Origin of the sequence: Sphingomonas lenta, assembly GCF_002288825.1 — a bacterium.
Taxonomy (GTDB): Bacteria; Pseudomonadota; Alphaproteobacteria; order Sphingomonadales; family Sphingomonadaceae; genus Sphingomonas; species Sphingomonas lenta.
This window is the reverse complement of sequence record NZ_NSLI01000007.1, coordinates 47,126-68,140: the sequence shown is the minus strand read 5'-3', so window position 1 is coordinate 68,140 and position 21,015 is coordinate 47,126. Positions and strand designations below refer to the sequence as shown.

At 67.1% G+C, this 21,015-nt stretch carries 22 protein-coding genes; 9 read left to right on the top strand and 13 right to left on the bottom strand.

The window, feature by feature from the left end:
- Positions 1–421 precede the first annotated feature (421 nt).
- Complete coding sequence (locus CKY28_RS17665) at positions 422–1,183, bottom strand: IclR family transcriptional regulator (RefSeq protein WP_095999713.1); 762 nt, start codon at positions 1,181–1,183, stop codon at positions 422–424.
- A 71-nt stretch (positions 1,184–1,254) separates the two neighbouring features.
- Here CKY28_RS17665 and CKY28_RS17660 point away from each other — a divergent pair, with 71 nt between their 5' ends.
- The 5 genes from CKY28_RS17660 (at position 1,255) to CKY28_RS17640 (ending at position 6,931) form a co-directional block, all read left to right on the top strand.
- A complete protein-coding gene (locus CKY28_RS17660) occupies positions 1,255–2,526 on the top strand; it encodes an enolase C-terminal domain-like protein (protein ID WP_245841919.1) in 1,272 nt (423 codons plus the stop codon).
- Complete coding sequence (locus CKY28_RS17655) at positions 2,441–2,821, top strand: carboxylesterase family protein (protein WP_095999711.1); 381 nt, start codon at positions 2,441–2,443, stop codon at positions 2,819–2,821. The genes CKY28_RS17660 and CKY28_RS17655 overlap by 86 nt, the downstream gene beginning before the upstream one ends.
- 25 nt (positions 2,822–2,846) lie before the next feature.
- Entirely contained in the window at positions 2,847–4,940 is a 2,094-nt protein-coding gene (locus CKY28_RS17650; RefSeq protein ID WP_095999710.1) for a beta-glucosidase family protein, read from the top strand.
- A gap of 333 nt (positions 4,941–5,273) precedes the next feature.
- Entirely contained in the window at positions 5,274–6,464 is a 1,191-nt protein-coding gene (locus tag CKY28_RS17645; protein WP_095999709.1) for a hypothetical protein, read from the top strand.
- A 56-nt stretch (positions 6,465–6,520) separates the two neighbouring features.
- A complete protein-coding gene (locus tag CKY28_RS17640; protein ID WP_095999708.1) occupies positions 6,521–6,931 on the top strand; it encodes an ACT domain-containing protein in 411 nt (136 codons plus the stop codon).
- A 142-nt stretch (positions 6,932–7,073) separates the two neighbouring features.
- On the opposite strand, the gene CKY28_RS17635 is transcribed toward CKY28_RS17640, so the two are convergent.
- The 8 genes from CKY28_RS17635 to CKY28_RS17610 form a co-directional block, all read right to left on the bottom strand.
- Positions 7,074–7,925 carry an MBL fold metallo-hydrolase gene (locus tag CKY28_RS17635; protein ID WP_176473181.1) on the bottom strand — a complete coding sequence of 284 codons (852 nt, stop codon included), beginning with the start codon at positions 7,923–7,925 and terminating at the stop codon, positions 7,074–7,076.
- A complete protein-coding gene (locus tag CKY28_RS18870; protein WP_176473180.1) occupies positions 7,922–8,464 on the bottom strand; it encodes a hypothetical protein in 543 nt (180 codons plus the stop codon). The genes CKY28_RS17635 and CKY28_RS18870 overlap by 4 nt, the downstream gene beginning before the upstream one ends.
- An 18-nt stretch (positions 8,465–8,482) precedes the next feature.
- Positions 8,483–8,752: an alpha/beta hydrolase family protein gene (locus CKY28_RS17630; RefSeq protein WP_095999706.1), complete on the bottom strand. Its 270-nt coding sequence runs from the start codon at positions 8,750–8,752 to the stop codon at positions 8,483–8,485.
- A gap of 341 nt (positions 8,753–9,093) precedes the next feature.
- Complete coding sequence (locus CKY28_RS17625) at positions 9,094–10,530, bottom strand: methyl-accepting chemotaxis protein (protein ID WP_176473179.1); 1,437 nt, start codon at positions 10,528–10,530, stop codon at positions 9,094–9,096.
- Between the two features lie 379 nt (positions 10,531–10,909).
- Positions 10,910–11,083 (bottom strand): hypothetical protein, encoded by a 174-nt coding sequence (locus CKY28_RS18865; protein ID WP_176473178.1) that lies wholly within the window; start codon positions 11,081–11,083, stop codon positions 10,910–10,912.
- Positions 11,084–11,093: 10 nt separating this feature from the next.
- Positions 11,094–11,300, bottom strand: coding sequence for a hypothetical protein (locus CKY28_RS17620; protein ID WP_176473177.1), 207 nt, complete (start codon positions 11,298–11,300; stop codon positions 11,094–11,096).
- Between the two features lie 30 nt (positions 11,301–11,330).
- Positions 11,331–12,302: a hypothetical protein gene (locus tag CKY28_RS17615; protein WP_095999704.1), complete on the bottom strand. Its 972-nt coding sequence runs from the start codon at positions 12,300–12,302 to the stop codon at positions 11,331–11,333.
- A gap of 15 nt (positions 12,303–12,317) precedes the next feature.
- Positions 12,318–12,581: an HU family DNA-binding protein gene (locus tag CKY28_RS17610; RefSeq protein ID WP_095999722.1), complete on the bottom strand. Its 264-nt coding sequence runs from the start codon at positions 12,579–12,581 to the stop codon at positions 12,318–12,320.
- 192 nt (positions 12,582–12,773) lie between these two features.
- Between CKY28_RS17610 and CKY28_RS17605 the strand changes: the two genes are divergently transcribed.
- The 4 genes from CKY28_RS17605 (at position 12,774) to CKY28_RS17590 (ending at position 16,969) form a co-directional block, all read left to right on the top strand.
- Positions 12,774–13,349: a hypothetical protein gene (locus tag CKY28_RS17605; protein ID WP_176473176.1), complete on the top strand. Its 576-nt coding sequence runs from the start codon at positions 12,774–12,776 to the stop codon at positions 13,347–13,349.
- Positions 13,350–13,699: 350 nt separating this feature from the next.
- Positions 13,700–14,113, top strand: a complete 414-nt coding sequence (locus CKY28_RS17600) for a hypothetical protein (RefSeq protein ID WP_141243992.1) — start codon at positions 13,700–13,702, stop codon at positions 14,111–14,113.
- A gap of 1,091 nt (positions 14,114–15,204) precedes the next feature.
- Positions 15,205–15,705 carry a hypothetical protein gene (locus CKY28_RS17595; protein ID WP_095999702.1) on the top strand — a complete coding sequence of 167 codons (501 nt, stop codon included), beginning with the start codon at positions 15,205–15,207 and terminating at the stop codon, positions 15,703–15,705.
- Positions 15,706–15,979: 274 nt separating this feature from the next.
- Positions 15,980–16,969 carry a glycosyltransferase gene (locus CKY28_RS17590; RefSeq protein ID WP_176473175.1) on the top strand — a complete coding sequence of 330 codons (990 nt, stop codon included), beginning with the start codon at positions 15,980–15,982 and terminating at the stop codon, positions 16,967–16,969.
- Positions 16,970–16,991: 22 nt separating this feature from the next.
- Here CKY28_RS17590 and rfbC read toward each other — a convergent pair whose 3' ends face one another.
- The 4 genes from rfbC to rfbG all read right to left on the bottom strand — a co-directional run bounded on the left by rfbC (position 16,992) and on the right by rfbG (position 20,861).
- Positions 16,992–17,558, bottom strand: a complete 567-nt coding sequence (gene rfbC / locus CKY28_RS17585) for a dTDP-4-dehydrorhamnose 3,5-epimerase (protein WP_095999700.1) — start codon at positions 17,556–17,558, stop codon at positions 16,992–16,994.
- Positions 17,559–17,569: 11 nt separating this feature from the next.
- Positions 17,570–18,895, bottom strand: a complete 1,326-nt coding sequence (locus tag CKY28_RS17580) for an NAD(P)H-dependent oxidoreductase (RefSeq protein ID WP_095999699.1) — start codon at positions 18,893–18,895, stop codon at positions 17,570–17,572.
- A gap of 7 nt (positions 18,896–18,902) precedes the next feature.
- Positions 18,903–19,676, bottom strand: coding sequence for a glucose-1-phosphate cytidylyltransferase (gene rfbF, locus CKY28_RS17575; protein WP_095999698.1), 774 nt, complete (start codon positions 19,674–19,676; stop codon positions 18,903–18,905).
- An 87-nt stretch (positions 19,677–19,763) separates the two neighbouring features.
- Positions 19,764–20,861 (bottom strand): CDP-glucose 4,6-dehydratase, encoded by a 1,098-nt coding sequence (gene rfbG, locus CKY28_RS17570; protein WP_245841918.1) that lies wholly within the window; start codon positions 20,859–20,861, stop codon positions 19,764–19,766.
- Positions 20,862–21,015: the final 154 nt, after the last annotated feature.

The window sequence follows — 21,015 nt, the reverse complement described above, 5'->3', positions numbered from 1 at the left end:
AGCGCCTCCGGCGCTGGACCCCGGAGAGGACCTCGCCGCCGTTGTAACGCCTGGTCGTATGCTCAGTCATATGCCTCACTCTTAGCTAAGAGCGAGACCCTGTCAGGTCATTTAGGGGGCCACCTCAGTCACCCTCGGCGTCCTCGCCTGGTACGTGGTCGACGGCATCTTCTCGGTGTCGACCGGGTTTGGGCGCAACCTCGTGCCGAACACGGCCTACCTCCTGGCCTACCTTATCCCCATCGTGCGCACAGGCGTCCTCGCGCGACCAAAGGCACGGGCGGGCGCAGCCGCCTGACCATCACGGCGGGCGAGACGATTCAGCTCGCCTCGGGTCGCATCGAGGTCGACCGGACGCGGCGTGACCCGGCCGCGCCCTGTTCCGGCGTCGGCGGCCGGCGGCATCCGTCCGGAGCGACCGTCAAGTCCTGCCCAGCTCGCGGGTGATCTCCGCCGCGGCCTGTCGCACGATCTCGATCGAGTGGCGGAGCGGGACGCGCGTCGACGGGCCCGACACGAACGGCACGGTGAGGCTCGCCGCGGCGCCTTCGGCCTGCCGGTTGAACACGGGGGCCGCGATGTCGGTCACCGACGTGACCGCGGAACTCTCGCGTGCGAGGTAGCCTCGGGCGACTATCTCATCGGCCTGTTCGAGCAGTTCGCGAAACGACGCGGGCTCCGGGTGGCTCCCGGCCACGACCGTCTCCAATGTCGCCCGGATGCGGGCCGGCTGGTTGGCGAACAGGAGGCGGCCGGACGTCGAGGCGACCATGGGCCGGCGGTAGCCGACACGAACCGCGAAGCCCGCCATGTCCGGGCTCTCTACGCGCGCGACCACCGCGATGTCGGCGCCGCTGATCACCGCGAGATGGCAGGACTGCCACAGCTGCTCCGCCAGTCGGTGCATGACCGGCATGGCCGCGTCGTGGAGGTTCCGCCTCTTCGGGTTGCGCATGGCGAGGTCGAACAGCCGGTCCGACAACCGCAGCCGATCATCCGCCTCGCGCTTGAGGTAGCCGCGCCGTTCCAGCACGAGCAGCATCCGGTAGATCTCGTTGTGGCTGCGTCCGAGCCGACGCGCGACGGCCACCATGGACATCGGCTCCGCCTCCTCGGCGAGCAGCTCGAGGATCGCCAGACCCTTCTCCAGCGCCGGTGCCGAGTAAGTCTCCGGCCGCCTCACTTTTCACCTATGAAAACAGATTGCAGCTATTCTGTATGGTCGTAGCCTCACGGGAAAACAAGAGGTGGGGATTGGGCACGATCATCACGTCCATGTCGGTCTGGGACATACGATTCCCGACCTCGGCATCACTCGACGGCTCCGACGCGATGAACGTCGCCCCCGACTACTCGATGGCGTACGTGCGGCTGGACACCAACCAGCCCGGTCTGTCGGGCTTCGGCTTCACGTTCACCATCGGCCGCGGCAACGACCTGTGCGCCGCCGGCATCCGATCGCTTCGCGCCCTGGTGGTGGGCCGGAGCCTCGACGGCATCACCTCGGCCATGGGTGAGTTCTGGCGGCTGCTGGTCGGGGACAGTCAGCTGCGCTGGCTCGGACCCGAGAAGGGGGTGGTCCATCTCGCCGCGGCGGCGGTGGTCAACGCCGTGTGGGATCTCTGGGGCAAGCAGGAGGACAAGCCGGTCTGGCGGCTCGCGGCGGACCTGTCCGCCGACCACATCGTGAGCCTCATCGACTTCACGGGCATCACCGACGCGATCGCCCCGGGCGAGGCGGCGAGGCTGCTCAAGGAACGGGAGGCCGGCGTGACCGCCCGTCGCGCCCAGCTGCTCGACGAGGGCTTCCCGGCATACACCACGTCGGCCGGCTGGCTGGGTTACCCCGACGACAAGATCCGCCGCCTCTGCGCCGAGGCTGTCGAGGCGGGCTGGCGCGCCCTCAAGATCAAGGTGGGACGCGACCTGGAGGACGATCGGCGGCGCTGCGCGATCGTTCGCGAGTCCATCGGTCCCGACCGGCTGCTCATGATCGACGCCAACCAGGTCTGGGAGGTGGAGGAGGCGATCAGCTGGACCCGCGCCATGGCCGAGTTCGAGCCCTACTGGATCGAGGAGCCGGTCCACCCGGACGACGTCCTCGGGCACGCGCGCATCCGCGGGGAGGTCGCGCCCATCCGCGTGGCCACGGGGGAACACGTCCCCAACCGGATCATGTTCAAGCAACTGCTCCAGGCGGACGCCATCGACGTCGTCCAGGCGGACGCCTGCCGGCTGGGCGGCCTGAACGAGGCCATGGCGGTCATGCTCCTCGCGGCGGTCCACGACAAGCCGATCTGCCCCCACGCCGGCGGAGTCGGCCTGTGCGAGAACGCCCAGCACCTGTCGATGATCGACTACCTGCGCTTCGGCTGTTCGATGGAGGGCCGCATGGCGCGAAGGCTTCTTCGAACGCTGCGCCGCCAGAGGCGTAGAGGTGATGCTGGGCGGAGTCTTCAACTCCGGGCTGCTCGCCGCGCCCGAGGCCCGCGACGCGACCTTCGACTACCAGGTGGCCGCGCCTGAGGTGGTCGACCACGGCGAGGAGCTCCCGCTCGTCTTCGAGTCGCTGGACCGCGTGCCTCCGCTCCGCGCCATCGCGACGGACCGCGACCGTGCGGTCGCGCGGGTGGCGAATGCCTGCTGGATCAACTTCGCGCGCACGGGCGACCCGGCCGGCGGCGAATGCCCCGCCTGGCCGCGCTACGGTTTCCGGCAGGACCGGCTGATGCGGTTCGACGTGACGTCGGCGGCCCAGGCCGTCCCCGGAGCCCCGCTCCTGGACGCCTTCGTCCGCGACGGCGCGCTCGGCCAGCAATGACCCCTGACGACGGAGGACACCGGATATGACCCACTTCGCGCCCGCTCGGGGATCGAGCCCCACAGAGATTCAAGCCGCCGTGGATGCCGTGCTGGCGGAGGCGACGCTGGAGGAGAAGGTCGGCATGATGTCCGGCCGCGGCTTCTTCCAGGCCTTCCTGGAGGACGACCGGGTCTGGGGCGCGCGACCCTACCGGGCGGGAGGCGGGATCGAGCGGCTCGGATTGCCGCCCCTCTGGTTCACCGACGGCCCCCGCGGCGTGGCTCGGGGCAGCTCGACCTGTTTCCCCTGCACCATGGCCCGCGGCGCGACCTTCGATCCCGACCTCGAGCACCGGATCGGTCAGGCCATGGGCGTCGAGATCCGGGCGCAGGGTTGCGACCTTTCGGGCGCGGTGTGCGTCAACCTGCTGCGCCATCCCGCCTGGGGACGGGCGCAGGAGACCTACGGCGAGGACAGCTGGCACCTGGGCGTGATGGGAGCGGCGCTCGGCACGGGCATCCAGGCCCACAACGTCGTGGCCACCGTCAAGCACTTCGCCTTGAACTCGATGGAGAACGCCCGCTTCAAGGTGGACGTGCGCGTCGACGAGCGGACGCTCCACGAGATCTACCTTCCCCACTTCAAGCACTGCCTGGATGAAGGCGTCGCCTCCGTCATGTCGGCGTACAACAAGGTGAACGGCGAGTATTGCGGGCAGAACCGGCATCTGCTCACCAACGTCCTGCGGGGTGAGTGGGGCTTCTCCGGCTTTGTCCACTCCGACTGGGTGTTCGGCGTCCACCAGCCTTACGGCGCCGCCGCCGGCCTGGACATCGAGAATCCGGAGCCCAGGGTGTTCGGCGCGAAGCTCGTCGCCGCCGTCGAGAGCGGCACGGTCGAGCCGCAGGTGATCGACGTCGCGTGCCAGCGCATCCTTTCCACGCAGTTCCGGTTTGCGGGCGCCGAGGATCCGCTGCCGGAATACGGTCCCGAACTCGTCGCGTGTGAGGCCCACGTCGCGCTCGCGCTCGAGGCGGCTGAGAAATCCGCGGTGCTCCTGGAGAACGACGGGACGCTGCCCTTCTCCCGCGCGCGCGTCGCCAGGTTGGCGGTGCTGGGCAAGCTGGCGGCGCTCGAGAACACCGGCGACCTTGGGTCCAGCCGGGTGCGCGCTCCTCATGTCATCACGCCGCTTCAGGGCCTCGAACGCCACATGGGCGAAGGCGCGGTCCTCACCGCCGACGAGGACGACCTCGACCAGGCGCGGGCTGTCGCGACGCAGGCGGATACGGTGGTCGTCGTGGTCGGCTACACGGCCAAGGAGGAGGGCGAATACATCCCCGGCGACATCAGCCTCGGCCAGGAGGGCGACGCCGCGGCAGACGGAAGGGCCGGAGCTCCCGCCGAGCCGCGCGGGGGCGATCGCATCGATCTGACCCTACCTGCGGATCAGATCGCGTTGATCGAGGCCGCGGCGGCGAGCGGCAAGCCGGTCGTAGTGGTCATAGTCGCCGGCTCGGCCGTGCTCGTCGAGGGCTGGCGGGAGCAGGCGAACGCCATCCTCCAGACCTTCTACTCGGGCATGGAGGGCGGGACCGCGCTCGCCCGGCTCCTGTTCGGCGAGCGGAGCCCGTCCGGCAGGCTGCCGTTCACCGTCGCCAGGCGAGCGGAGGACTACCCCTTCTTCGACCGCGACGCGACCGAAATCAACTACGGCTACTGGCACGGTTACGCCAAATTCGAGGCGGAGGGCGTCGAACCGCGCTACCCCTTCGGGCATGGCCTGAGCTACGCCGGGTTCGGCTATCGCGCGTTGACGGCGAGGCTCTCCGGCGATCGGATCGAAGCCACGGTCGCCGTGCGGAACGAGGGAACGGTGGCCGCCGAGGAGGTCGTGCAGCTCTACGTCGAGTATCCCGGTGGCGTGAAGCCTCGCGCCGCGAAGCAGCTCCGCGCTTTCCAGCGGGTCGGATTGCTGCCCGGCGAGACCAGGATCGTGCGCCTGTCGATCGCGTCGGACGACCTCCGCTACCGCGATGCCGCCACCCGTCGTTGGGTCCTCGAGCGCGGGGAGCACAGGCTGATCATCGCCCGCTCGGCCACCGAGGAGGTCCTGTCGGTCGGCATGACGCTCTGACCGGATCGCCCCGGTCCCGGTCGACGCCGGCCACGCCGCCTGTCGCGTCCGGGCGACGGCGAAGCCGCCGCCGTCGCCAGGGTTCCGAACACGAGGGCTCGACGCGCGCGGGCCGTGGCCCTCCGGGCTCGCTGCCGGCCGGCCGACGCTTGCGGTCCACCGCCGCCGCGACCGGCCGATGGCGGGGCGGCGCCTTGCGCGCGGAGCCCCGCGTAGGACACGGTGGGCACCCGCTCCAGCCGGCGACGCGCGGGCCTTGCCTTCCGCCGCGATCAGGCTAGCCTGTCCCGCAAACAGGACGAAGATCGGTCGCACCGCAAGAGGGGACAGCTGATGAGTGTCGACCTGCGTCGCGCGTCCGTCGCGCTCTGCGCCGCGGCGATGCCGCTCGCCGGCTGCGAGACGTTCCAGCCGACGAACGGGGCGGCCGTACAATACAATCGATCCTTCGCCCGAGCGCGCGACGAGGTGACGGTGCTGAACGTGCTGCGGGCTTCCGGACGCCAGCCGCTGCAGTTCTCCACGGTGTCTACGGTCACGGGCGAGGTGCGCACGGGCGTGCAGGTGACCTTGCCCTTCACCAACGTGATAGCGGGCGGGGACGACGAAATCTCCCCGTCGTTCGGGTTCACCAACCGGAACCCCGCGGTGACCATCGTGCCGTTGGCGAGCAAGGAGTTCGTGCAGGGCCTCTCCCGGCCCATCGACCCCGTGACGGTCGACGAGCTGATCGCCCAAGGGTGGTCGCGCGAGGTCGTGCTGCGGCTCGTGGTGGCCGGAGTCGTGTGCCCCGCCGGCGAGACCAAGCTCAACGACGGCACGGCTCCCGCGCTGGATCGGCAGTTCATCGACATGGCCGCCAAGTCGACGACCTTCACGCTGAGTGCACGAAAGGTGAAGTCGAGCGACTTCCTGCTTCCCGAGAAGGAGGCGCTCACCGTCCTGAAGGACGGCGTCGGCTCGGACGCCAAGGTGCGCCTTGTGTCCCCCGGGGAGTTGCCCGGCCGAGCAGGGAAGGTGCGGCTCCGGGTCACGCCCGTGGCCGACACGACCATTTCCGGGCTGGGCATCGCCTCCGTGTGCGGCACGCTGGCGGTCAAGAGCCCGGCCGGAGCTGATGGAAGCGCCGGCCAAGGTGACAGCGACCAGGACCATGCGGGCGGGGGCGTGCGGGTCGAGGGCGGCGGAAGCGTGTTCTTCCGCTCGGTGCTCGGAATCTACAACTACCTGGGCCGACTGCACGCCCGGCGCACGGCGTCGCCGCACGACTGCCGTGGTGACACCTCGCTCGACGCGCGGGGCGGCCTCTTCGTGGTGCGGCAGGCCTGCCCGGGGGCGGAGGTGCCGGCCCATACGCTCGTCTCGACCGAGTTCCAGGGCCGGCGCTGGTTCGTGCCCGGGTCCGCGACGCCGGGCGCGGACGAGACCTCGGAGACGCTGGCGGTGCTCACCGTCCTGACCGACATGCAGACGACCGAAAGCACGCTGCGCTCGTCCGCTCCGGTGGTAGCCGTGACGGAGTGACGCGATCCGGCATCCCTGCTCCGCATCAGCCTTCCACCGGCAGCGGAAACGTGCTCATGACTGGTGAGACCGACCTTGCTGCCCTCCTAGCCCGGCTTTGCCCACGTCTGTCCGAGATCGAGTTCGCCTTCGGTGTGATCCGCGATGGCGAACCTCAACCCGCAACAATGGAGCCCGTCGGCACCTTTCGCGAAGAGGAGGGGCTCACGGTTATCGGCCCGGCCGCGCAGTTCGCGGGCACCGGCATCGAGCACGTCGGCGGCTGGGCGATGATCAGCCTTGAGGTGCAATCCTCGCTCGCGGCGGTCGGCATGATGGCCGCCATCGCCCAAGCGCTCGCCGACGAGGACATCAGCGTCAATGCGGTGGCGGGCTTCCACCACGACCGCGTCTTCGTGCAGTGGGAGCGTCGGCACGAGGCGGTGAAGGCACTTGACCGACTGTCGGAAGCAGCCGCTTCAGCCTAACCGAACGCGGCCTAGCCGGCTCGGGCTAACGCCGGACAGTGAGAGTCTGCTGGCTGCGCGTGGCCCCTTAGGCGCCGAGTTTACTACCCGCTTGCGCCTGATCTACGCAGCGGTGGTCGAGCTGCTGCGACTCCGCCGCAGATCAGCCGGGCACCTGGGCAAGCCTCGCCTTGATGGCCGCCTGCGCGGAGAAGTGGAGCGTGGTGACGTTGCCGTGCTCGGGGTAGCTCGCGATCATCGCCTCGACGATCTCGGAGGGCGAGGTCGCGCAAGCCGCCGCTGCGGCGAAGTCCCGGATGTACGACCGGGTCTCGTCCAGGATGCGCGCCGGCTCATCATCACCCAACCCCGGCCGCTTATGGCCGGCAACCACGATCCGCGGGCCGAGCGCCTCGACCGCATCCACGCTCTCGATCCACTTCCTCCACTGCTCGGGCCCGGTCAGCCCGAGCATCTGGTGGATGCCGTTGTAGGTCACGTCGCCCGTGATCACCGCATCGAGCGACGGCACGTGGAGGACCGTGCTCGGCGCGATGTCGGCCTGCCCGACCTCGATCACGCGAAGCTCCTCGCCCTCGAGCCTGATGGTGGGCTCGTCGAGCGGCGTGGGCCTGGAGGTCGGCACGGCGGCCCGGTCGCCCATCATGGCGGCGAGCGTTTTCACCTCACGGGCGTGATTGGCCTCGATGTACTCGACCACGCCGGGCGTCGCGACCACGGCTACGCCGGGGAAGCGGGCGACGAGGCGATCGATCCCGAAATAATGGTCGGCATGGCCGTGGGTGATGAAGATGGTGGTCAGGCGGCGGCCCGAGCCGTCGATCATGGCGGCGACCGCCTCGATGTCCTCGTGCACGAACTGCGCGTCCACTAGGACGGCCTCCTCGCGGCCCAGAATCAGCGTGGAGGTGACGGGCGAGAAGGTGCGCCCGCCGCCGAGCGGATGCGCGGGGCTGAGATAGACCTGCAGCTCCAGCGGAGCGGGGGCGCTCACCGATCGGCTCCCGCAAGCGCCACGAGCGCGGCGGCCTGCTCCCGCTTGGCTGTCCCGAACCGCTGGCTGGCCTGCGCGGCCAGACCGGGCGCGACGTAGTCGACTATGTTCTCGAAATGCATGGTGCGGTCGCCTGCGCCCCAGCAGCCGTCGCGCAGCTCATGGATGTGGATCCATACGCGCCTGGGGAGATGCTTGTGCTTCCCTCCCTCCGCCTCCTTCACCGCGGCGAAGATGTCGCGGTTGATCGCCGGAGCGAACCGGTCATCGATCATGCCTTCGGGAATCGTGATCTCGAACTTGTAGTGCGGCTCGGCGACGGGTTGCCCCGCCACATAGGTTTCGGTGCGATGCACGAACATCCACGCGATCGAGTTGGCCCGCTCGGCGCTGGCCTTGATGCTGTCGGGATCCGGCATCAGGTCGACTATACGGCGCATCTCGTGCTCGACGAGGAGCTCCGACACGCGCGCGACCAGCTTGCGCTCGGCCTCGGGCTCCAGCGCGCCGGCGGGGATGAAGATGTCGCACATGGGCATGGGTCGGTCTCCCTTGGTCTAGCGAAGATGCTCGCCGAACCACTCGATCGCGGCTCCGCTGGTCCGCGCGAAATGCTCGGTGTAGGTGTTGAAGTGGCCGCCGGGATGCATCATCAGCCGCTTGGGCTCGAGCGCCGCGGCGAAGCAGGCCAGTTGCGGTTCGGGAAAGGTGCAGGTGTCGTTCTCGGCGACGATCATCATCAGCGGCGTCGGCGCGATGTGCTGGATCCAGCCCGCGGGCTCAAATGTGAGCATGTTCTCGATCGAGCGGAGCGTGACCTCGTTCACCCATGTCGGCGCGCTCGCCTGAGCGCTGCGCCCTTGAGCCGGGAAGCATGATCCATACGAGGTTGAAGCGCGGATTGTCGGTTCGCGATTATGCAAGGACGGAACTGGCCAACTACTCGAGATCAGGGTCCGCTTCTCAGTTTCCTGCGCCGAGAACAGCCGGGCTGGCAACGGCCGAACGCGGAAGGCACTGACTCATTGCCGTGGTTACGACAGCAAGTTTCGCCGCCTGATGTGCCGAGACGCTCCTGATCGCGACGGACTCGGACGCGCTATTCGCCGGTTCACCAGCTACGTCGACGTTGATTAAAAAGGCGCAAGGGCGTGCCGCCGTCAAATCGCTACGCTTTAGCCGCGATTCTGGCGATAAGCACACTCGCGGAGTCGCCGAGGATGTCCAATCTGGTCCTAATCTGCGCCAAGCCGTCCTGAACGGCATCGATCTCGCTAGCGACGCTTTTGGTGTCCTCCCGGATCGAACCGATCGCGCCCGACATCGTGTCCGCCGCGAGTGCGGTTTCGTCCACGGCGGCGGTGATGGCGGTGACGGTCTGCGCTTGTGCCTCCATGGCGTAGCGGATGCGCTCGGCCGACTCCTGCACCTCGGCGACCGTGGCCTTGATGGACGCGTTGGTCTCGACGGTCGACCGGGTTGCCGACTGGATGGCGGCGATCTTGGCGGCGATGTCGTCCGTCGCGCGCGCGGTCTGGTTGGCCAGGCTCTTCACCTCCTGCGCCACCACCGCGAAGCCGCGGCCCGCGTCGCCGGCTCTCGCCGCCTCGATCGTGGCGTTCAACGCCAGGAGGTTGGTCTGGCCCGCGATGTCGCGGATCAGCCCCAAGATGCTCTCGATCGACTTGGCGTGGTCGGACAAGGCTTCCGACATGCCGACCGCCTGGCCGGCTTGCGCGGACGCCCGCGTGGCGATCTCGGCCGCGGCCTCCACCTCCACGCGCGCGTCCTCGATCGCGCGGATCAGACCGGCCGCCGTCTGCGCCGCCTCGCGCATCGCAACAGCGGACTGCTCGGCGGCGGTCGAGACTTCCGACGCCTTGTCCAGCATACCGCGCGTGGCAGTCGACGCGCGCCGAGCGAGTCCGCTTAACTGGTCGCCATCGGCCGCTGCTGCTGCTGTGTTCTCGCCAACTCCATGACGAAAAGTCTCGGCGACCTCCGCGCGTTGGATTTGAAGAGCCATAGCACGCATCTGGGCGGTGGTGGCGCTCATGATTGCGGCCTCAAGTGCTGCCATGCGCATCACCGCCGAGAGCATCAGTGGCAGCCGAGGCTCATCGGCGGCCTGTTCCATGAACAACCGCACCGACTCGTCATGCGCTGCTGCAAGCGCACCCAACACCGTCTCGAACGGCACGTCGACCAGAGCCGAGCTCCACGCCTGGTCGCGCACCATGTCAACCCACTCCTGCTCATGCAGGCGCGGATAACGAATGTTCGACAGGTGAACGCCGCGCTCGATCTGTGGCTTGAGCTCGTCGCGCGTCCAACGATTGTTCACGGCGGGCGACGAGAGGTAAGCGTCCCAGAAGACATCAGCGTGCGCCGCGGAAAAGCGTGTCCCGAACAGTTCGGCTATGGCCGCGGCACCGGCCGACAGTCGACCGTCGCGATCGAACTGAGCCACACATTCCTGAACGGGGACTTGAATCAGTTCACGGCGGAACTCGGGGTGATGTTTCAGCCGATAGAAATCCGCGGAGCTTAAACTCTCCGAGCCGAAGGCCGGTTTACTCCGATCACGCTGACTCAACCCGACCATGGCGACTGCATCCTCCTTACGGGATCATAGGTTTGCAAAGTAAACAATACGTTAGCCGGTCCCGACGCTCAGCTGGACTACCGACGCGGTGCAAGATGTCGACGGCGTTATAGCGAGCCGAAACTAAGGACCCCCATGAACGTCCGACCCGATTTCATCGAGCAAGCCGTAGTCCGGCCGGTGACGAGCAGTGAACGTTGATATCGGGCGTGGAGCGCCTGACGCTGGACCAAGTAGGCGGAGAGCTGACGCGAGCCACCACGCTAGTTCGCTGAGCGCCTAAGTCACGCTTCCACAGCCAGCCCGATCGACACTTTACATAATCCCTATTATCGTTTTAGCGCCGGAACGATCATGCCGGACGCTCTCAGAGCCCCGCTCAGGCCGCGGCCAGACTCCGCTGCTGCGCGAGCTGGTCGACGCGCACCATCAGTCCCCGGATCGCCGGATCGTTCCGGTCGACCTTACGGCGACGCGCGGCCTCGGTCAGCAACTTCCAAATCTCGATCGTGAGTTTGGTGCTATTCGGTTCGCTGTCCACGCCCGTGGCCACCGGCCGCAGCTCAAGCCGCCAAGCAGGAAGCTTCGCGGTTCATGCGTAGCCGCTGCTCGGCAAGCCGATCGACACGACGCAACGCCTCGTCGACGCTGCCACCGCGACCGACCTGCGCCTGCACCATGGCGGCGATGGCGCGCTCCATCTCCCGGTCGAAATCCTCAACCGGGTCCGGCTCCATTCCGATTTTCATGGCGGGCTCCTCTGAGCTCATCCTAGGCATATAAGCACGAACGCGTAAAGATCACCTTCGGCTCCGCTCGAAGGCGGCGGCCATAAGAGCGGTCATTCGAGCGATGCCGCGCACCGTATCGACCGTTTGCACTTGGCGGTTGCCCGGATCGCGACGGAACCGACCTTTCCGATCACTGGACGCAGCGACCACGCCCCAGATTTGCGGACCGGGACCTAGCCTGACGGGGATCGCAGCCATTGAGCGATAACGCCGGTCGTCATAGTCCCGCCGCCGCTCCGCGGGGATCGGGTAGTCCTCACGGACCCGAGGGTCGTCCCCGTCCTCGATGATCACGTCACGCCGACCTACCCAGGCTGCCCCGACGAAACCCTCGTTGCGCTTCCAGGATCGCGCGTCCAACCGCTCCGTCAGCCGATCCGCGCGCGCGGCTGCGATCCTGCGCAGGACCGCATCCTCGCCCTCCCCTTGCACTTGGAAAATAGAGATCGCCCATTCTTCGTCCTGGTCGAACCCGACCGATGCGACCAGGAATCGTAACGCGGCCTGCAGCATGGCATTGGCTGCCTGGTCCAGCGTCGCCTCGGGCACGAGCAGGACCTGCTCTAGGGCTTCCCGCATGGTCCGGTTCGCGTCGATCAGCGCCAGCCGTTTACGGTCGAGCGCCTCGGCATCCGTCCGAATGCCGTTTCGCTCGTGCTCAACGGCCCGACCACGAGCGATTGCCTCTTCCGCGATCGCCTCGGCCTCGGTCAGGTTGGCCCCGAGCTCGAGCTTGCGGTAGTCGATCGCCGCGACGAAGCCGCCACCCAGCGCCGCGGCGACGGCGCCCGTGATCGCCAACACGATACCCGACGTTCCCTCGAAAACGCGGCCAAGCGCCGCAACGAACGCTCCGACTACGCCTACCGCCACCAACCAGGGACGCAGACGTTCGAGCGCTGTGATGCGCTCGGAGAACTTCTTGATCACACCTCGGCGATTCGGCCGGAGCCGAACATCGAGGTCGTCGAATGCGCTCATCTCGTTCGAAACGATTTACAACCGGTCCTTGAGAGCCTTCGCCGGCGTAAACGTCAGCTTCTTCGACGCCGCTATCGTGATCGCCTCGCCGGTGGACGGGTTGCGCCCGGAGCGCTCGGGCATGTCCTTGAACTTGCCGAAGCCGGGAAGCGACACCTCCTCGCCCTTGGCGGCGGCTTCGGCGATGCCGTCGAGCAGGCTGCCCATCACCTCACGCGCTTGGCGTTCCGTCACGCCGTGCTTCTCGGCCACGCTCTTGGCGAGATCCTTCGTGTTCATCGACATGTATCCTTCCCCGGCCTGATTTGTGGCGGACCATAGCGGCCGGCCAGGACACAGCAAGCCAAGCGACGGAGAGTCGCAGCCGTGGAACTTTGCCGGGCTCCGGTGAAGTGCCACGGACGTCATAAGTACGCCGCCAACGGCCCAAGGGGGATTCACAAGAGTCGGCGTTTGTGGTCTGTCCCTGCTATGTTCCAGACCGACATGTTCTCGATGCTGGCGGACGCGGCCCCTCTCCCGCAACAGGAACACGCGGAGGCCCCGGACCCTCGCCAGCTGCTCGACGCGCCGGCCGTGATCGCGCGCATCGCCCGGGTCTCCAAACGGCCGCGCTACACGCTGCTCCTCCTCAACCTGATCGCCCGGGCGGCGGACGCCAAGGGCAGCGCCGGGCCGTATGTCTGGCAAGACGGACGGCGTATCGGCATCCGCGATTGGCTGGCCGATGCGATGCTGCCTCTCGCGCAACGCGACCACCGCCGCGTCGCGCTTGTCGAAAAGGTCCGGGCCGATCTGGCCAGGCGGGGCGCCCTCCCCTCCGACGAACGTCTGGCCGAGCAGGCGATCGACCGCGAAGTGCGGACCCGCGTGCTGCAGTCCGGGCGCTGCAGCGTCTCGCGCAGCGTGTCGGACCTGGTGCGCGCTGGCCTGGTCCGGCGCTGGTACCAGGGCTACCGGGTCGACCATCACAACCGCGGCGCGCAGCGCGAGGCCGTGTACACGATCCCGGCCGAGGTCAGGCGCGCACTCGGACATTCGGTATAGCGGACGATCCTCTCAGCTCCTCAACCTCCGACGCTGACTTATAGATCTAAAACCGTGGACGGGCGTAGCGAGTTTGAGCGCGGGTGTTCATGTGCGCGGGTGGACAGGTCTTTGGTGCCGTTAAGCTAATCCAGGTCCGTGTCGGACAGCGCTACTTGGATCGCATCACGTAGCGCCTCAATGAGAGAGCGCAGTCCGACAGCGTTCCGCCCGTTTTCGTAAGAACCGTCCCACCTCGGACCGGCAACTGCCGCAGCTAGCTACACGTAATCTCAACAACTTGGGTCCATGAACGCTCTATGCGGCCCAGATCCTTGCTCTCGCGCCTCGACGCGCTCCAGCACGAGGCGTTGGCCATCATCGACCGCGCAACTGCGTGTTTGGAGCAGTCGCCGGAAATCGCGCGAGCCGAACTTGCCCACCTCCGATGGAAACTTGCCCGAGCACTACGCGAGTACCAGGTCTTCAAGCACAGCCACATCTTCGATCCGGCGATCGCGTCCGGCTCACCTTCCCTTGCCGAGGCAGGTCGGCGCTTGAAGATCGACTGTATCGCCGGCGGTGAGACGTTTTTTCGTTACGTGCGCTTTTGGAGCAGCAAGGACGTGGTCGCGAATTGGGGCGAGTTCAGGGCCGCGACGCGCGACCTGGGCCGAAATTTACGGGATCATGTCTCGTCTGAAGGTACACAGATCAGGCTGCTGCTGGCCGAAGCGACTAAGCGCGGCTTGGTTTCGGCGCGTGAAGATCGCCTGCAGGCGTGAGTCGTCGAGGGCGCTTCGCTTCAGTCTTTACACCGGGCTGACGCTGGTTCAGCCAAGCACCACTCAGCTTACGGCTGGAACAAGGTCGGAACGATCCTCTCCGGCTCACTGAGGCAAGGGTGTCGAGCGCGCGATCGGTGCGGTCCCGAATAGGTGGCACTGTACCCTCCGACGGCACGAGCGGGAAAGCAGGCAAGCCAACGCGACCGGCAGGCCTACCAGCCATGGCGCAAGCCACACCAACGCGATAACGACGAGAATGGAAGGCACAGCATCCCCCCGGCACACGGTAGCGAACCGCCCGACGCACTCACGCTGCGCACCTGCGTGCAGCGGTGCGTACAATGCGTGGCACTCTCGGCCGTTCCCGCAGTTCTAGAAGTTTCGAGACTAAATCAAAACGATACGATTTCGTCCGCAATGGACTCGCGTGCTCGCCTGTGAGCTGTTGCTCGACATTTTCAAGCTGGCGGCAAGCGCCCCGGGCGTGGTAGCAGAAGACAACCGCGTCGACCTGCCCCCAGGCTGCGCCGCGGCCAGGGTCGGGGGTGCGAGGTGGACCCGCTTTAGCATTCCCCGGCCCGTTCTGCGCATATGGCGGATAAGGCCTACGACGGTCCGGGCTCAGGTCGATAAACGCGATGTCGCGCCCGTTGATCAACGGGTGCATGCCGGCCTGAGCCGTCTGCTGGCTGCCCATGAGGATGAAGTTGCGATAACCCCGGCCAGGTTTCTGGCACTGGTCGCGAGCACTGCTAGGCTATGCCGAACTTGGCAAACGGGCTGCGGCAACCGTCATCGCCGATGAAGGTGACTAGCTGAAGGCGCGACCAGCTCGCGCTTTGACGACAGCTGCATGGGTGCAGGGCCGGGCGACGCTTGTTCGCCCATCAACATCCATCGCGTCTTCGGCGGGAAATTGAGCTGCGCTCCGCTGCGCGGTCCTATGGACAACGGAGAACCTGCCGCGCAGCTGATGCGGTGTGCCGCTGCTCGCCGCGTTGATGACGCTGGGCGCAGCCAGCGGGGTCGAGCGGGCGATCCGCAATGTCGGCCCGCCCGGCATCCGACAACCCGCCTGGCTCGTCTAGGTGCTCGGCGACGTCGTCTCGTACACTGGCCTGGTCGAAATGTCCTTGTGGCAGCGACGAGATGCCGAAGCTCATAAGCGGCTGATGGTGCTCGACGTGGCAGTGATGATGGGACCTGCTGCCGGCCACGTGCTCGCGCCGAAGCTGGATGTGCGGCCGACGATGACCGAACCGCCGTCTCTCGCCCGCCAGTTCGCGCAGGCGTACCTGCAGGGCTGCATCATCCGGCTTGACCGAGCGGTAGCGCATACTCGTGCGATCTGCGCTCACGACGCGGCAAGCACGCCGCTCGCTGATGACGAACGCGACTTGAACATGCGCGACCGCCTCCCGCTGATGGGCCGCACCCACTACCTTTCTGACAAGAGATCCTTCAAACCCGCGTTGTCCAGTATGGCGTCGGTCGAATGCCACCTCGGCATGGCGTTCTCGCCTTCAAGCGCCCGGAGCCACTTCGCCTCCGACGCTTCAATACTGCCATACTTGGCCCTCTATGCGTGATACGTCGCCCTCGACATCCCGTAACGGCGGCACAGGTCCAGCGCTACCGCGCCCGTCTCAGCCTGCCGGTGATCTGCTCTTCGGAAAGCCGCTTCCGTGTCATTCAATCGTCTATTCTTGTGATGTCGGCCCCCACCTCACAATTAGCAAGAGAACGGGGCCACGTTGAAGCTCGCCTCATGCTCGGATGGAACGCCGGAGGATCGTCAGAAAGAACGTGCATGATCATTCTCCTTAGCCTAAGCTGAACGAGAATAAGAAAAGGGGCAGGCATGTGACTCGTACGGTGTCCGCAGTAATCCTGACATACAACCGTCGATCACTGCTCACCGAGTGCCTAGCGGCAGTTCACCGGCAAAGCCGCCCGGTCGACCACGTTCTAATTATTGATAATGGCGGAACCGACGGTACAGCGGAGTGGCTGGTGGAAAACTGGTCCGAGCGAGTAGAAGTGTACCGCTTACCATGCAACCGCGGCTCGGCGGGTGGCTTCCATGCCGCCATGCGCATCGGCTACGAGCGCGGGGATGACGCAATCTGGCTAATGGACGACGACGTGATCCCGGCCACAGACGCGCTCGAACGCTTGCTCAATGCTAGGGAGACGTTGAAGGCGCACGGCGTCGATGCTCCGTTTGTGCTGTCGACGGCACGAACGCCGGAGGGATTGCTGACCAACGTGCCCGAGGTTGACCAAACGCTGAACAGCATCTCCTACCTGCAGTGGCCAATGATGCTGAGCGAGGGAATGGTGCCAGTCCGCCGCGCCACTTTCGTCTCCATCCTGCTTAACCGGGAGGTGCTGCGCGAACATGGCTTGCCCTTGGCCGACCTATACATGTGGGTGGAAGACACGGAGTTCACGGACCGGGTTACCCGAACCGCGCCAGGCTTTATGGTTGGAAAAAGCAAAGTCGTCCACGCACGCTCCATCCCCGGCGCGCTAGACATCCGGACGGAGCGCGACCCAGTGCGGCTGCGCAACCACTATTTTCTGCGCAGGAACTGGATGTACCTCACGCGTCGCCGGAGCAAATGGCAGATAACGGGGCGTCGCCTGTTTCAGGAGGTTCGCTACGCAACAAAGCTGCTAGTCACCGGAGATCGGCACAGAGCATGGACTGTGTTGTCAGGTGCATGGGCCGGCCTGTTCTTCAAGCCTGCACTCATAGGCGTCGAGAGCCCGTGCGACCTCGACAATCTTCGCGTAGTCGGGCCGGCTGCATCCTGTGTCGCTACTCAGGCTCCCGCGGCGACAGCCTGATGCCCAGGGCTCGCGGCATATCTCAACCTTTGGTTCGATAAAAGAAGGTCGGGGCGGCCCACCCACCGATCAACGGCCAGCTCGCGTCCTTGTTGGAGACGACCGTCACAGGCAACGGCCAGTCGATTCCGAGCATCGGGTCGTCATAACGCACCCCGCCCTCCGCCTCCGGCGCGTATGCGGCCGATACCAAGTAGGTGATCTCCACGTCGTCCGTTAGCGACTGGAAGCCGTGGGCGAAGCCGGGCGGGACGTAGAGCTGCCGGCCGTTGCCAGCGGACAGCTCGAAGCCCTCGTGGCGAAGATAGGTGGGTGAGCCGCCGCGCAGGTCGACAATGACGTCCAGGATGGCGCCGCGCACGCATCGGACGAGCTTCGCCTCTGTGTGCGGCGCGCGCTGGAAGTGCAGTCCGCGCACCGTTCCCTTGCGTCTCGACGCTGACACATTTGCCTGGAGATAGTCGCCGACGAGACCCCGCTCGCCGAACTCGTCGCGCGAGAAGCTCCGGGCGAACGAGCCGCGCTCGTCGCCCCGCGGCTCCAGCTCGACGATCCAGGCGTCGGTCAGCTCGGTGGGCAGGAACTTCACGCGAGCTCCATTTAACCCGCCGGGATCGGCCGGCCGAAGCGCGCGCGCTGCTCGGCGTAGAGCCGGTCGATGATTCGCCCTTCGGGGATGCGGACGTCCGCGAAGACCAGCGCCTGGTCGCGCCTGACCGGGCGCGTCACGGTGGAGCCCAGCGCGAGGCCCAGCGGCAGCAGGTCGTCCGCGTCGATGCGGTCACTGTTTTCCGCCACGCCATAGGCTTCGAACCCGCCGAGCTGGTCGATTACCGTTCCCGGCGCCAAGTCCGTCTTGGCGACGGCGATCACGCCCACTTGCGGCCCGGCGAGCGGCGTCAGCACGGCGTCCCCGAACAGCGCGGCGCGCGCGATCGACGTGGGTACCTCCAAGTGGCAGAGATGGTAAGGGGTATAGAAGCAGTAGTAGGGGCCGTCGCCCATCTTGTAGTACCGCAGGAAGTGCTGCTGCCGGGGATCGTCGTGCGTCCCCAGCACGAAAACTCCGCCCCCGGGCCGCGCGCCCACCACGTAATCGACGAGGCCGTGCTCCGACGCGTCCAGCGTGTCGGCGAACGCCGACACCGTCTCCTCTAGCGGGACCAGCGGTGCATAGGGATCCCCGCCCGAGAAGTCGGGACCCAGCATCCCGCGCCGTGCGACCCGGAAGCCCGTCCCGTTGGCGACAATCGCCTGCTCGAAGGAAATTTTTGTCCCGTCGGCGAAGGAGGCCGCCATGGCCGGGTTCTGGTCCCACTTGGCCGCGAACGCCTGCTGCGTGGCCGGAGTGCGGTACGGGTCGTGTAAACCTTTCATGTTGCCGCACAGCACGGGCTTGACGCCGAGCCCGACGACGAAGCGGTAGAGGTTCATTTCCACGCCGGGCTGGTCACCGTCCGAGAAGCTGTAGATCACGCCGGCGGCGTCCGCCTTGGCCTTCAGGATCGGCCCGACCGTGCCGTCGAGCTCCGCGTTCATGTGGACCACGTGCTTGCCCGCCTCGATCGCCGCCAAGACGACCCGAGCGGCGTGGTCGAACGAGCCCGTCACCTCGACAACCACGTCGACGCCGTCGGCCTGTGCCAGGCCGATCGCGTCCTCCGTGGCGACAGCCAAGCCAGCACCGAGCGCCTCCTCGATCCTCGTGCGACCCGCCCGCAAGACCGGCTCGATCCCGACGTCCGCGAAAGCGCGGACGGCGCGCTCGATGTGCCGGTTCGCGATCCCCGCGATCCGCATCCCCCGGGTCGCGGTGACGACCTGCCGCACAATGGCCGCACCCTGCGTCCCGGGGCCGACTAGGCCCACGCGGATCGGGCGGCCTTCCACCTCGCGGTGCCTCAGCGCCGTGTCCACCAGAATCATCGCGAGCTCACTCCCAAACCTTCCAGGGTGCCCCTCTGGCCCATTGCTCCTCGAGCACGTGGCGGTCGCGCAAGGAGTCCATGCTCTGCCAATAGCCGTGGTGCGGGAAGCCGGCGAGCTTGCCGCGCTCGATCAGCCGCGCCATCGGCTGGTCCTCCAGAACCGTGTCGTCCCCGTCGATGAGGTCCAGCAGCTCGGGCTCGCAGACGAAGAAGCCCCCGTTGATCAGGCCCCCGTCGGCCGCCGCCTTCTCGCGGAAGCCGCGCACGTGCAGGCCGTCTTCGCTCAGGTGCAGCGCGCCGTAGCGGCCAGGCTGGACGACGGCGGTGAGAGTGCACCAGGCATTCGAGCCGCGGTGGGCGGCCAGCAGCTTGTCCAGGTCTACGTCGCTCAGGCCGTCGCCATAAGTCAGGCAGAACGTCCCCTCGTCCAGCAGGTGGCGGGCGCGGCGCAGCCGCCCCCCGGTCATCGTTTCGCCGCCCGTGTCAATCACCGTCACGCGCCAGTCCTCCGCGACCGCCTGCGCCCACTCGACGCCGCCCGACTTGAGGTCAATGGTGAAGTCGCACTCGTTGGCGCGGTAATTAAGAAAATAGTCGCGGATATACTCGACCTTGTAGCCGCCGAGCACGACGAAGTCGCGCAGCCCATAATGGGCGTAATACTTCATGATGTGCCACATAATTGGCCGGCCGCCGATCTCTACCATAGGTTTCGGCTTGACGGCCGTCTCCTCGCTTAGTCGCGTGCCGTATCCTCCGGCTAGCAGCGCTACCTTCATGCGTTCCCCCCGCTTCCGTTCCCGCGCGCCCCCCGCGCTCGCTCCCGGTCGACGCCGTAGCCCCGCGCGGGGCGGCGTATCAATGACCTATGCAAACCTCCCGCGGTTCCGATACGAGGCGATCTGCTCCAGCGTGACATCCCGCGCGTCCGCGCCGGACCCGACGCGCTTGTGCCAGTCCACGATCCAGTCCAGCGCCTCCGCCAGCCGGAGCCTCGGGCGCCACCCCAGCACCGCGCGCGCCTTGGAGCAGTCGAGCCGCAGCAGGTGCGCCTCGTGCGGCGACCCGGCGACCTGCTCGAAGATCGCCATAGGCGCATCGCCCCAGCGCTCGCGCATCCGTTCCACGATCCACGACACGGCCCGCGCGTCCTCGTCCAACGGCCCGAAGTTCCAGGCGTTCGACACCTCCGCGTCGCCTGCCATCAGCCGCTCCGCGATCAGGAGGTAGCCGCCCAACGCTTCCAAGACGTGCTGCCAGGGCCGGACTGCGCCGGGGTTGCGGATGACGGGGGCCTCCCCGCGCTCGAACGCGCGGACGAGGTCGGGGAGTAGGCGGTCCACCGCCCAGTCGCCCCCGCCCACGACGTTGCCCGCTCGGACGGACGCCAGGCCGGTGCCGCCGCCCGCCATTGCGTCTGGGGGGAAGAAGGAACGCCGATACGCGGCCACCGCAAGCTCGGCCGCGCCCTTGCTGCTGCTGTACGGGTCGAAGCCGCCCATGGAATCGCTCTCACGATAGGGCCAGACCCATTCGCGGTTCTCGTAGCACTTGTCGGTCGTCACGCACACGAACGCGCGCACGCCGCCTAGCCGCCGCGCCGCGTCTAAGAGGTGGACGGTCCCCATGACGTTGGTGGCGTAGGTTTCGACCGGCTGCAGGTAGGAGGTCCGCACGATCGGCTGGGCTGCAAGGTGAAACACGACCTCCGGCCGGGCGCGCGCCACCGCGGCGTCGACCACGGCGGGGTCTCGGATGTCGCCCTCCACATGGTCGACCAGCTCCGCCAACCGCGACCGGTCGAACAGGCTGGGCTCGGTCGGGGGCGGGAGCGACAGGCCCGTCACCTCCGCGCCGAGCCGATGCAGCCAGAGTGCTAGCCAAGCCCCCTTGAAGCCGGAGTGGCCGGTGACGAGCACCCGCCGCCCGCGCCACGCGTCCCCCTCATTCGTCTTGTTGGGCAAACGGAGTGCTCCTTTCTGAGCGCGCCGACGGCGCGGGGCGATGCATCGATCGCACAGACGGCGTTCACCGTCGAGGAGCGGGTCAGCGACGGCCGAGGTGCTGGCACGCGGGAAGAACGCGCTGATCCGCGCCGGGCACGGCGGCAAGCTTTTA

Excerpts from the sequence above, each read along its gene's own strand:
- CKY28_RS17655 (WP_095999711.1), top strand. The coding sequence starts at position 2,441 with ATGCTGGGCGGAGTCTTCAACTCCGGGCTGCTCGCCGCGCCCGAGGCC.
- CKY28_RS17650 (WP_095999710.1), top strand. The coding sequence starts at position 2,847 with ATGACCCACTTCGCGCCCGCTCGGGGATCGAGCCCCACAGAGATTCAA.
- CKY28_RS17645 (WP_095999709.1), top strand. The coding sequence starts at position 5,274 with ATGAGTGTCGACCTGCGTCGCGCGTCCGTCGCGCTCTGCGCCGCGGCG.
- CKY28_RS17640 (WP_095999708.1), top strand. The coding sequence starts at position 6,521 with ATGACTGGTGAGACCGACCTTGCTGCCCTCCTAGCCCGGCTTTGCCCA.
- CKY28_RS18870 (WP_176473180.1), bottom strand. The coding sequence starts at position 8,464 with ATGCCCATGTGCGACATCTTCATCCCCGCCGGCGCGCTGGAGCCCGAG.
- CKY28_RS17625 (WP_176473179.1), bottom strand. The coding sequence starts at position 10,530 with ATGGTCGGGTTGAGTCAGCGTGATCGGAGTAAACCGGCCTTCGGCTCG.
- CKY28_RS17620 (WP_176473177.1), bottom strand. The coding sequence starts at position 11,300 with ATGAGCTCAGAGGAGCCCGCCATGAAAATCGGAATGGAGCCGGACCCG.
- CKY28_RS17615 (WP_095999704.1), bottom strand. The coding sequence starts at position 12,302 with ATGAGCGCATTCGACGACCTCGATGTTCGGCTCCGGCCGAATCGCCGA.
- CKY28_RS17610 (WP_095999722.1), bottom strand. The coding sequence starts at position 12,581 with ATGAACACGAAGGATCTCGCCAAGAGCGTGGCCGAGAAGCACGGCGTG.
- CKY28_RS17605 (WP_176473176.1), top strand. The coding sequence starts at position 12,774 with ATGTTCCAGACCGACATGTTCTCGATGCTGGCGGACGCGGCCCCTCTC.
- CKY28_RS17580 (WP_095999699.1), bottom strand. The coding sequence starts at position 18,895 with ATGATTCTGGTGGACACGGCGCTGAGGCACCGCGAGGTGGAAGGCCGC.
- rfbF (WP_095999698.1), bottom strand. The coding sequence starts at position 19,676 with ATGAAGGTAGCGCTGCTAGCCGGAGGATACGGCACGCGACTAAGCGAG.